At 69.1% G+C, this 11,047-nt stretch carries 11 protein-coding genes; 7 read left to right on the top strand and 4 right to left on the bottom strand.

Annotated features, from left to right (window positions below):
• Positions 1 to 24 precede the first annotated feature (24 nt).
• Positions 25 to 636 carry a TetR/AcrR family transcriptional regulator gene (locus tag ACI3KS_RS09560; protein WP_404917603.1) on the bottom strand — a complete coding sequence of 204 codons (612 nt, stop codon included), beginning with the start codon at positions 634 to 636 and terminating at the stop codon, positions 25 to 27.
• Positions 637 to 756: 120 nt separating this feature from the next.
• On the opposite strand from ACI3KS_RS09560, the gene ACI3KS_RS09565 reads away from it, so the two are divergent.
• Complete coding sequence (locus tag ACI3KS_RS09565) at positions 757 to 1,797, top strand: aldo/keto reductase (protein WP_404917605.1); 1,041 nt, start codon at positions 757 to 759, stop codon at positions 1,795 to 1,797.
• Positions 1,798 to 2,021: 224 nt separating this feature from the next.
• Complete coding sequence (locus ACI3KS_RS09570) at positions 2,022 to 3,083, top strand: Gfo/Idh/MocA family protein (RefSeq protein ID WP_404917607.1); 1,062 nt, start codon at positions 2,022 to 2,024, stop codon at positions 3,081 to 3,083.
• Positions 3,084 to 3,255: 172 nt separating this feature from the next.
• Here the strand turns inward: ACI3KS_RS09570 and xylB are convergent, their stop codons facing one another.
• Positions 3,256 to 4,542, bottom strand: coding sequence for a xylulokinase (gene xylB, locus ACI3KS_RS09575; RefSeq protein WP_404917609.1), 1,287 nt, complete (start codon positions 4,540 to 4,542; stop codon positions 3,256 to 3,258).
• Between the two features lie 2 nt (positions 4,543 to 4,544).
• Positions 4,545 to 5,732: a xylose isomerase gene (gene xylA, locus ACI3KS_RS09580; protein ID WP_404917611.1), complete on the bottom strand. Its 1,188-nt coding sequence runs from the start codon at positions 5,730 to 5,732 to the stop codon at positions 4,545 to 4,547.
• Between the two features lie 86 nt (positions 5,733 to 5,818).
• Here xylA and ACI3KS_RS09585 point away from each other — a divergent pair, with 86 nt between their 5' ends.
• From ACI3KS_RS09585 to ACI3KS_RS09600, 4 genes are all read left to right on the top strand, one after another.
• Positions 5,819 to 6,979 (top strand): ROK family protein, encoded by a 1,161-nt coding sequence (locus ACI3KS_RS09585; protein ID WP_404917613.1) that lies wholly within the window; start codon positions 5,819 to 5,821, stop codon positions 6,977 to 6,979.
• A gap of 132 nt (positions 6,980 to 7,111) precedes the next feature.
• Positions 7,112 to 7,975, top strand: coding sequence for a GyrI-like domain-containing protein (locus tag ACI3KS_RS09590; protein ID WP_404917615.1), 864 nt, complete (start codon positions 7,112 to 7,114; stop codon positions 7,973 to 7,975).
• Between the two features lie 79 nt (positions 7,976 to 8,054).
• A complete protein-coding gene (locus ACI3KS_RS09595; protein WP_404917617.1) occupies positions 8,055 to 8,678 on the top strand; it encodes a GyrI-like domain-containing protein in 624 nt (207 codons plus the stop codon).
• A 211-nt stretch (positions 8,679 to 8,889) separates the two neighbouring features.
• Complete coding sequence (locus ACI3KS_RS09600) at positions 8,890 to 9,690, top strand: DUF1206 domain-containing protein (protein WP_404917619.1); 801 nt, start codon at positions 8,890 to 8,892, stop codon at positions 9,688 to 9,690.
• 112 nt (positions 9,691 to 9,802) lie between these two features.
• On the opposite strand, the gene ACI3KS_RS09605 is transcribed toward ACI3KS_RS09600, so the two are convergent.
• Positions 9,803 to 10,555, bottom strand: coding sequence for an SDR family NAD(P)-dependent oxidoreductase (locus tag ACI3KS_RS09605; RefSeq protein ID WP_404917621.1), 753 nt, complete (start codon positions 10,553 to 10,555; stop codon positions 9,803 to 9,805).
• A gap of 194 nt (positions 10,556 to 10,749) precedes the next feature.
• Between ACI3KS_RS09605 and ACI3KS_RS09610 the strand changes: the two genes are divergently transcribed.
• The gene (locus ACI3KS_RS09610) at positions 10,750 to 11,046 is read left to right on the top strand and encodes a hypothetical protein (protein ID WP_404917623.1); all 297 of its coding nucleotides are present in this window, start codon (positions 10,750 to 10,752) and stop codon (positions 11,044 to 11,046) included.
• The last annotated feature ends 1 nt before the right edge of the window (position 11,047 follow it).

The raw sequence follows: 11,047 nt of genomic DNA on the forward strand, positions 1-11,047 counted from the left end.
CGTTGCGTGTGCGGGAGTGTGCCCTCAGGCGTCGGCACCGCCGGCCAGCAGACGGTCGAGCATCTCGAGCGCGCCCTTGTGGTCGACGGACGGGTCGAGCAGCCATTGCGTCTGCAGGCCGTCGGATGCCGCGATCACGAGTGCCGCGACGAGGTCGGGGTCGAGATCGGATCGCAGGTGCCTGCTCGCCTGCAGGCCCCGCACCCGCTCCGCCATCTCGGTGCGCAGGCGTGAGAAGCGGCCGGTCGCGAACTCCTGCGCGGCGGGGTGGTTGTCCTCGAGAGCGGTGGCGACGAGCATTGAGTACAGCTGCACGAGGCCCGGGATGCTCTGATTCTGCTCGGCCGAGATCTCCATCATCTTCGCCGGGCTCGCGTGCTCGGGCACGGGCTGCCAGTCGTTGGAACGGCGCTCGGACTCGCGATAGACCGCGACCAGGAGCTCTTCAAGAGAGCCGAAGTAGTGGGTCAGGGCGGCATGCGTGACGCCGACCTCCTGCGCGATCGCGCGGAGGCTCGTCTTCTTCGAGCCGCGCTGCGCGAAGACCTCGATCGCCTTGTCGAGGATCTCCTGTCGTCGGGCGATGCCCTTCGGGTATCGTCCTCTGCTGCGAGCAGGCTCGTCCGGATCGGTCATTCCCCGATGATATCGAGACGAGCCCACAAAAACCTCCAATTGGAAGTAATTCGTGACCCGCAGCCCTTGTCGGAGCCGGCGATATCCTGACGGCATCCCTCTTCCCCGCTCAGGAGCACCATGCCCATCGCGACCGATGACCCCCGTCTGCCCCGCACCTACGAGGCGGCATCCGCCCGCTACGACGATGTGCCCTTTCAGCGCGCAGGGCGCAGCGGCGTGCAGCTGCCCAAGGTCTCGCTCGGCCTGTGGCAGAACTTCGGTCGCGACCGCTCGTTCGAGACCCAGCGCGAGATCCTGCTGCACGCCTTCGACCGCGGCATCGTGCACATCGACCTGGCGAACAACTACGGCCCGCCTTACGGCTCGGCCGAGGCGACCTTCGGCGCCGCGCTCGACAGCGGCCTCGACCGCTATCGCGATGAGCTGTTCGTCACCACGAAGGCCGGCTACGACATGTGGCCGGGCCCTTTCGGCGACGGGGGATCGCGCAAGTACCTGGTCCGCTCGCTCGAGCAGAGCCTCACACGCATGAAGACGGACTACGTCGACGTCTTCTACTCGCACCGGGTTGACCCCGACACCCCGCTCGAAGAGACGATGTCCGCGCTCGTCGACATCGTGCGCAGCGGCAAGGCGCTCTACGTCGGCATCTCGAACTACCCGGCCCCGCTCGCGCGTCAGGCTCACGATCTGCTCGCGGCCGACGGCGTGAGACTGCTGCTGCACCAGCCGCGCTACTCGCTGTTCGACCGTGCGCCCGAGGCCGAGCTCTTCCCGCTGCTGCGCGAGCTGCAGATCGGCAGCGCCGTGTTCTCGCCGCTCGCTCAGGGTCTGCTCACGCGCAAGTACATCGACGGCGACGTGCCGGCCGACTCGCGCGCGGCGAACAGCCACTTCCTCAACGGCTCGGCTCTCACCGACGGTTACCTCGAGCGCATCCGCGGCATCGATCGTGTCGCGCAGGAGGCGGGGCTCTCGATCCCGCAGCTCGCCGTGGCGTGGGTGCTGCGCGACCCGGTCGTCACGACGGCGATCGTCGGCGCCTCGCGCACCTCGCAGATCGACGACGCCGTCGCCGCCAGCACGGTCGAGCTCTCAGCCGAGACCGTCGCGGCCCTCGAGGAGTTCGCCGCCCCGGCGGGAACCAGCGTCGTCTGAGGTTCCCGGACCCGGCGCGTCGGAGGAGATCTGCAGTGCGGAGGGCGGATGCCGTCGCACCGACCTCCTGCGCGCAGATCTCCTCCGTAATGCGGATCGCCACGGACCGGCAGCTCTCGGTTGATGCCGCGCCGGGCTCATCCTCGGCTATCTTCGGCTAGAGAGCGCTTTCCGCGGCGCCGACCGGCGGCCCGCGGTGACGCGACGGACGAGGAGAACGACCGATGACCCGCACCTTCGCCTTCGATCCGCTGCCGGAGCCGGTCGTCGGCCCCGGCGAGTTCGCGTTCGCCGCGGTCGGACTCGATCACGGGCACATCCACGGCATGATCGAGCAGCTCGAAGCGGCCGGTGCGGAGCTGACCCTCGTCCACGACGACGACCCCGACAGGGTCGCCGAGGTCCTGCGGCGCCATCCGCGGGCGCGCGCCGCGTCGACCCTCGAGCAGGTGCTCGACGACCCCGACATCAGGCTCGTCGCGAGCGCGTCGATCGCGAATCGGCGCGCACACCTGGGGGTGCGGGTGCTCGACGCCGGCAAGGACTTCTTCGCCGACAAGCCCGCCCTCACGACCTTCGACGGCCTTGCTGCGGCCCGGGACGCCGTCGCGCGCACCGGTGGGAAGTTCGCCGTCTACTACGGCGAGAGGGTGCACTCGGAGGCGGCGATCCTCGCGGGGCAGCTCGTCGAGCAGGGGGCGATCGGGCGGGTGCTGCAGGTCGTCTCCTTCGGCCCGCACCGCGTGGGGTCGGGGCGACCGGACTGGTTCTACGATCCAGAGCAGTACGGGGGCATCCTCTGCGACATCGGCAGCCACAACTTCGAGCAGATGCTGCACTTCACGGGCGCACACGGGGGAGAGATCGTGAGCTCGACCGTGGCGAACTATGCGCATCCCGAGACTCCGGGACTGCAGGACTTCGGCGATGCGCACGTCGTGCTCGACAACGGCACGACGGGATACGTGCGCGTCGACTGGTTCACGCCCGAGGGGATCGACGTGTTCGGGGACGGTCGCACCCTGCTGCTCGGCACCGACGGGTACATCGAGCTGCGCAAGTACATCGACATCACCACCGACAACGGCGGCGGTCAGGTGCTGCTCGTGGATGATGAGGGACAGCATCGGTTCGACGCCACCGGGATGACCGGGTATCCGTATTTCGGACAGCTCATCCGCGACTGCCTCGATCGCACCGAGACGGCGATGACGCAGGAGCGCGCCTTCGCCGCGGCCGAGCTCAGCATCCTGGCCCAGCAGAACGCGCGCGTGCTCGCCGGCTGACTCCCCCAGGTTGGCTTGCCTTGCGATTCCTGCCGCCGCGGTGACGGCATCCGCTCGGCGCATGTGAACCTGTTCGAGATCCGCCGGCGCCCCTGCTGGGCTACAACGCCCCTGCTCATTTGCGTGAATGAGCAGGGGCGCGGTAGCTGAGCGGAGGCGTCGGCGGGAGAACTCAGCCCAGGACGGATGCCGCCTGCCTCGCGGCCCCGATCGCCACGTATTCTCCGGGCTCGGGCACCTCGACCGGCAGGCCGAGCACCTCGGGCGCGATGCGCCGCACGGCCTCGGACTGCGCTCCGCCGCCGATCAGGAGCGCCCGCTCCAGGGGGATGCCGAGATCCCGCAGCGCATCGAGACCGGCGCCGAGACCGCGCAGCATGCCCTCGACCGCCGCGCGGGCGAGGTTCGGACGCGTGGTCGACGCCAGGGTCATGCCCGAGAGTGACGCCGTGGCATCGGGCAGGTTCGGGGTGCGCTCGCCCTCGAAGTAGGGCAGCAGCGAGAGGCCGCCCGCTCCCGCCGGTGCCTCGAGGGCCAGGTCGCTGAACTCCGCATGCGAGACGCCGAGCAGTGCGGCCGTGACGTCGAGCACGCGTGCCGCGTTCAGGGTCGCCACCAGCGGCAGGAAGTTCCCCGATGCGTCGGCGAACCCGGCCACAGTGCCCGTCGGATCCGACAGGGGAGTGCGGCTGATCGCGCACACGGTGCCCGAGGTGCCGATCGACACCACGACGTCGCCCGGCCCGGCACCCAACCCGAGGGCGGCTCCCGCGTTGTCACCCGCGCCCGGCGCGACGCGTCGGCCTGCGGCATCCGTCACGGACTCCGAGGGGCCCAGCACGCGCGGCAGGACCGCGTCGTGGCCCAGGGCCGCGATGAGCAGCTCACGGTCGTACTCACCGGTGAACGGGTTCCAGTAGCCGGTGCCCGAGGCATCCGATCGGTCGGTCACCAACTCGTCGAGCACGGGGTTCTCGGGCCCGAAGCCCCGAAGCCGCCACGTGAGCCAGTCGTGCGGCAGTGCGACGGCCGCGACACGCGAGGCGTTGTCGGGTTCGGCGTCGCGCAGCCAGCGCAGCTTCGTGATCGTGAACGACGCCACCGGCACGAGGCCGGTACGCGAGGCGAGAACGGATGCTCCGAACTCGGCGATCACGTCGCTCGCGGCACCCGCGGAGCGGGTGTCGTTCCACAGCAGGGCGTCGCGCACGACGTTCCCCGCGGCATCCAGCGCCACCATCCCGTGCTGCTGCCCGCCGATCGACCACGCGTCGACGTCATCGATGCCGCCGGCATCCGTGATCGCCGCCTGAAGGGCATGCCACCAGGCCTCGGGGTCGACCGACGTGCCGTCCGGATGCGACGCGCGCCCGGTGCGGACGACGGAACCCGTCGCCGTGTCGACGACGACGACCTTGCACGACTGGGTCGACGAATCGACCCCGAGGACCAGCGCCACGGTCAGCGCGCGCCGAGCAGGTGCTCGGTGGCGAGCTGCTGCAGACGGACGAAGCCGAAGCCCTTGCCGCCGAGGTAGGCGTTCGCGTCGAAGTCCTCGTAGGCCGAGCGGTCGGCGAGGAAGTCGTCGTACGACTCGCCCTCGTTCAGCGTCGGGGTCGAGAGCTCGAGCACCTTGGCGGCGGCGAGAGCCTCCTGCACCTCGGGGTCGGCGCGGAAGGCCGCGGCGCGCTCCTTGAGCAGCAGGTACGTGCGCATGTTCGCGGCGGCCGAGTCCCAGACTCCGGTCTCGTCCTCGGTGCGGCTCGGCTTGTAGTCGAAGTGACGGGGGCCGTCGTAGGCGGGGACGCCGCCGGGGCCGCCGTTCTCGAGCAGGTCGACGAGCGAGAACGCGTTGTGCAGGTCGCCGTGACCGAAGACGAGGTCCTGGTCGTACTTGATGCCGCGCTGACCGTTGAGGTCGATGTGGAAGAGCTTGCCGTGGAACAGCGCCTGCGCGATGCCCGCGGTGAAGTTGAGTCCGGCCATCTGCTCGTGTCCGACCTCGGGGTTCACGCCCACGAGCTCGGGACGCTCGAGCGAGTCGATGAACGCGATCGCGTGTCCGAGGGTCGGCAGCAGGATGTCGCCGCGGGGCTCGTTCGGCTTCGGCTCGATCGCGAAACGGATGTCGTATCCCTTGTCGGTGACGTAGTCGCCGAGCAGGTTGACGGCCTCGCGGTAGCGCTCGAGAGCGGCGCGGATGTCCTTGGCGGAGTCGTACTCGGCGCCCTCGCGGCCGCCCCACATGACGAAGGTCTTGGCGCCGAGCTCGGCGGCCAGGTCGACGTTGCGCAGCACCTTGCGGAGCGCGAAGCGGCGCACGTCGCGGTCGTTGGAGGTGAAGCCGCCGTCCTTGAACACGGGCGCGCTGAAGAGGTTGGTGGTGACCATCGGCACGCCGAGGCCGGTGTCGGCCAGGGCGCCCTTGAGGCGGTCGATCTGGGTCTGACGCTCGGCATCGGTCGAGCCGAAGGCGAACAGGTCGTCATCGTGGAACGTCAGTCCGTAGGCGCCGAGCTCCGAGAGCTTCTCGACGGCGTGCACGACGTCGAGGGCGGGACGCGTCGGTCCGCCGAACGGGTCGGTCCCGTTGTAGCCGATGGTCCAGAGGCCGAAGGAGAACTTGTCTTCGCGAGTGGGGGTGGGCACGTCTGCTCCTGTGCAGGTCGGTGAATAAGTTGCGTTTCACAACATATATCACGACAGAACGGGTGTCCACCCCCTACATTGGAGGGATGCTGTCGACTCCCAGTCCCGCCCAGGGAACCCGCCCGCACAATCTCGCGCGCATCCTGCGGCTCGTCCACGAGGACGGAGCCCTGTCGCGTGCGGCACTCACCGAGGCGACAGGACTCAACCGCTCCACGATCGCCGACCTCGTCGGTGAGCTCACCCGCCTCGGGCTCGTCGATGAATCCCTTCCTGAGACCCCCGGGCGTGTGGGCCGCCCATCGCCCGTCGTGACGGCATCCGCCGATGTCGTGGCGATCGCGGTGAATCCCGAGGTCGATGCCGTCGAGCTCGCCGCGGTGGGGCTGGATCGCAGCATCCGTGTGCGCACCCGTATCGTCAACGACGGCGTCCCCGGGCCGGGCGACGTGGTGGAACTCGTCGGACGCACGATCGACGAGTGGCGGGCGGATGCTCTCGCGGAAGCCAGGATCGTCTCGATCGGCATCGCGGTGCCCGGCCTCGTCCGCGCATCCGACGGTGTCGTGCGCAACGCCCCGCATCTCGGTTGGCGCGATGTGCCATTCGCCGAACTGGTCGCCGCAGCCACCGGCGTCGACACGGCGGTCGACAACGACGCGAGCCTCGGCGCTCTCGCCGAGCACCGCTACGGGGCGGGCATCGGCATCGACGACGTCATCTACCTCAACGGTGGAGCATCCGGCATCGGCGGCGGGCTGATCATCCACGGGAGTCCTGTCGCAGGAGCCGGCGGTTACGCCGGGGAGTTCGGTCAGAACCGCCCCCGCATCAGCGACGAGGCGGACCGCCGCACCGCCGACGGCGTGCTCGAGGCCGAGGTCAGTCGACGCCTGCTGCTCGACGCGGTCGAGCTCGATGCCGTCGACGACGCCGAGCTGGCCGCCGCACTGACGGCATCCGAGTCCTCGCAGGTCGCGGCCGAGCTGTCGCGCCAGGCGCACGTGCTGGCGAGCGCGCTGGCGAACGCCATCAACGTCCTCAACCCCGCCGTCGTCGTGCTCGGCGGATTCCTCGCGATCCTGGGCGACCTGCGGCGCGACGAGATCGCGGATGCCGTCACAGCTCTCGCGATGACCGAGAGTGCCGAGGAACTGGACATTCGCCCAGCTGCGCTCGGGGCCGACCGACTGCTCATCGGCGCTGCGGAGCTCGCCTTCGCCGAGCTGATCTCGCACCCGGCCTGATCCGCGGCCCGGTCTGATTCCCCGCCCGGCCCGATCTTCGTCGCATCGTGGTCCTCCCGATCGCATCGGGCCAGGATGATCGGGTGCGATGAGGAGGCGTGAACGCACGATGGTGGGGAAAGGAGGAACCTCATGATCGGAACGCTCAACGAACTGGTCGATGTGATCGAACGCGAGGGCGCCGAGGGACTCGACGTCGCCGCGTTCGCCCGGCGGCACGGGACGACCGAGTACCACCTGCGACGGCTGTTCTCGTCGCTGGCAGGTATGCCGCTCTCGGAATACATCCGTCGGCGCCGCATGTCGCTGGCCGGCGCCGAGATCGTCGCCGGCGCTCCGAACGTCCTCGACGTCGCCGTCCGTCACGGCTACGGCTCGCTCGAGGCGTTCGGGCGGGCATTCCGTGCCGTGCACGGCATCAGTCCGATGGACGCGCGCCGACAGGGGGGACCTCTCCGCACACAACCCGCGCTCCGGTTCCGCCTGAGCGTCGAAGGGAGGATCCCCATGGACGTCACCATCACATCGCTGCCCGAACTCGTCCTCATCGGCCACGCCATCGAGGCCCCGCTGATCCACGAGGGGGTGAATCCGCGCATCCAGGAGCACATCGCAAGCATCGCGCCCGAGGAGCACCTCAGGCTCAAGAGGCTCGGCGACGCCGAGCCTGCCGGCATCCTCGCGGTCACCGGCGACGTCGACCCCGATGCGCCGGAGGGCACGATGCTGACGTATCTGCACGGAGTCTCTGTGCGGCCGTCGAGCGATGTGCCCGCCGATCTCGAAGTCATGACCGTTGACGCCGGCGCATGGGCGGTGTTCACGGCGAACGGTCCGTTCCCGGAGACGCTGCAGTCGCTGTGGGCGGCGACGGCCACCGAGTGGTTCCCGTCGCAGCCATGGCGACTGCGTCCGGGGCCGTCGATCGTCCGCTACCTGGAGTTCACCGGCACGCACGCCTCGTGCGAGCTGTGGCTCGCGGTCGAGCCGACCTGAGACCGGTCGAGCTCCTCGCCTCTTCGCGCCGGTCGGACGGCGGGGTGCCGATGTCTGAGCACCGTGCGACACTGTGCGCGTGGCGATCGATCTCAAGAAGACCCTCGATGCGTATCAGGCGAAGCGCGGCGTGCTGCGACTCGTCGAGGTGCCGCCCCTGCAGTACCTGATGATCGACGGCTCGGGTGATCCGAACAGCGCCACGCGCTTCACTGATGCCGTCACGGCGCTGTATCCGATCGCCTACGCGCTGAAGTTCGCGAGCCGAGAGAGGCAGGGCATCGACACCGTCGTCATGCCGCTCGAAGGACTGTGGCATGCGCCGGACATGGACTCGTTCACCACGAGGAGGAACAAGGGCGACTGGCTGTGGACGCTCATGATCATGGTCCCCGATCATGTCGACGATGAGATGTTCGCGGATGCCGTCGCCGCCGCATCCCGCAAGAAGGAGCCGTCCCCCGTGCTGTCCGAGGTGCGCCTCGAGCGACTGTCGGAAGGGCTGTGCGTGCAGACGCTGCACGTCGGCCCCTTCGACGACGAGGGACCCGTGCTCGAGGATCTGCACCGTCGGTTCGTGCCCGAGAACGGTCTCGTGATGACCGGCCGTCACCATGAGATCTATCTCAGCGACCGGCGTCGCACCGACCCGTCGAAGCTGCGGACGATCCTGCGCCAGCCGGTCGCCCGCGTCGACTCCTGACGCGGGTCACTCCCGGGTCGCGGAGTGAGCGACGCTCTGGTTGTCGGACGCACGGCGCCCCGGTTGCTGAGCGAGCGGAGCCCCGGTTGCTGAGCGAGCGGAGCCCCGGTTGCTGAGCGAGCGGAGCCCCGGTTGCTGAGCGAGCGGAGCGAGACGAAGCACGCCCGTCAAGTCCCTCCGCCGATGAGGGGAACCTGGCTAGGCTCCGATCATGGGCACGGCGAAGCAGGCGGCGCGGACGGCGAAGGACTCGACCGTGTTCCGGCGCATCGCACGCGCGGGCTTCGTCGTCCTCGGAATCGTGCACATCGTGCTGGGGTCGATCGCGATCTCGGTCGCGACCGGCGGGGGCGGAGACGCCGACCAGGACGGCGCGATGGAGAAGATCCGGGAGACCCCGATCGGAGGGCTTGTGCTCGCCACGATCGCGGCAGGGCTGGTCGCACTGGCCGTATGGCAGATCGTCAGCGCCCTGCTGATCGTCGCGCCCGGTGAGGCGAGGAAGTGGGGGCAACGGGCCAAGGCGGTGGGCATCACGGTCGCCTATCTGGCCGTCGCGGGCCTGGCGGTCGTCTTCGCCGTCGGCGGTCATATCGAGTCGGAGTCGACGTCGCGCACGCTGAGCGCACGTGTGCTCGCCGCTCCGGGAGGGGTCTTGCTGCTCGTCATCGTCGGTCTCGCGGTGATCGCCGTCGGCGGCGGCTTCGTCGTCGGTGCCTTCTCCCGTGCGTTCGAGAAGACCATGGATCTACCGAACGGTCCCGGACGTGCGGGGCTCGTCGCGCTCGGGAGCGTCGGCTATCTCGCGAAGGGCGTGGCGATCGTCGTCACCGGCATGCTGTTCGTCGTCGCCGCCGTGACGCAGGACCCGGAGAAGGCCGCCGGGCTCGATGCGGGACTCCGCAGTCTGCTCTCGCTGCCCTGGGGAGAGCTCGTGCTCTGGGCGGTCGCTGTCGGACTCATCGTCTACGGCGTGTTCTGCATCGCCCGCTCGCGCTACGCCCGGATGTAGCCCGGCTTCCTCGCCGACGGGTGATGGATCAGAAATGCCTCCGCGGGCGGCATCCGGGAGGCGTTTCTGATCCATCATCGCGCGGGGAAGGCCGGGACAGCCGGCCGCGCGCTCAGTGCGCGGAGTAGCCGCCGTCGACGAGGTGGTAACTGCCGGAGATGAAGGAGGCCTCGTCGCTGAGCAGGAACAGCGTGAGGGCGGCGACCTCGGCATCGGTGCCGAGACGCTTCGCTGCGTGCTCGCCCTCGAGGGCTGAGAGCGCATCGGGGGAGAGGCTGGCGCGCACGAGCGGCGTGTCGATGAAGCCGGGGCCGACGGCGTTAGTGCGCACGCCCTGCGCGGTGTACTCGAGCGCCGCGACCTTGGTCAGACCGACGAGTGCGTGCTTGCTGGCGACGTACGCGGCGTTCTGGGCGATGCCCACCGAGCCGAGCACCGAGGCCATGTTCACCACGGCACCGCCGCCGGCGGCCACGATCGCGGGGAGCTGGAACTTCAGGCCGTAGAACACGCCGTCGAGGTCGACGGCGCGGACGCGGTCCCAGGCTTCGATGTCGTAGTCGCCGATGTTCTGCGGTGCCGCGCCGATGCCGGCGTTGTTGACGGCGAGGTGGAGCGCGCCGTAGGTCTGCCGTGCGAACTCGACCGCGGCCTTCGAGTCCTCCCACTTGGCGGTGTTCTGCGCGAAGGCCGACGCCTTTCCGCCCGCGGCGACGATCTCGTCGACCACAGCCTGCGCCGCGTCGAGCTTGATGTCGGTGACGACGACGGACGCGCCCTGCGCCGCCAGTTGACGGGCGATCTCGGCGCCGATGCCGCTGCCTCCGCCGGTGACGATCGCTGTCTTGCTGTCGAACCTGGTCATGGTGACCACTCCTCGTTCCTCGTGGGTGTCGGGCGTATTCGTATGCGTCCGCATATATCTAACGCTGAATGCGGTTCAGGTTATTCCGGGTGCGCCGACATCGCTAGCACCTCGATGTATCCCAGGGCAATGCCGTTCTGCATTTCGGAATTGATTCCTAGTGTCGATGCCACACATCGAGAACAGGAGCCATCATGACCGCATCATTCCGCACCGCGCACGGCTCCGAGCGGCACGACCTCGAGACCGCGACGGCGCCCGCCGCAGCGACGACGGAAGTGCGCTACGAACGCGTCGATCTCGACCGCTACGCCGTCCATGATGACGGCCCGGTCGGTTACGTCGAAGCGGTGCCGCCGGTCTTCGTCTGCTATGTCGGTCACCCGTATCCCCTCGCGCACGAGGTCGCCCAGGTTCACGACTTCCATCGTGCGGTCGAGGTCGTCCGTGAGATCTCGGTGTCATCCCGGCCCCCTATGATCCAGGCATGAC

Source organism: Microbacterium sp. ZW T5_45, from assembly GCF_044987415.1.
Classification (GTDB): Bacteria; Actinomycetota; Actinomycetes; order Actinomycetales; family Microbacteriaceae; genus Microbacterium.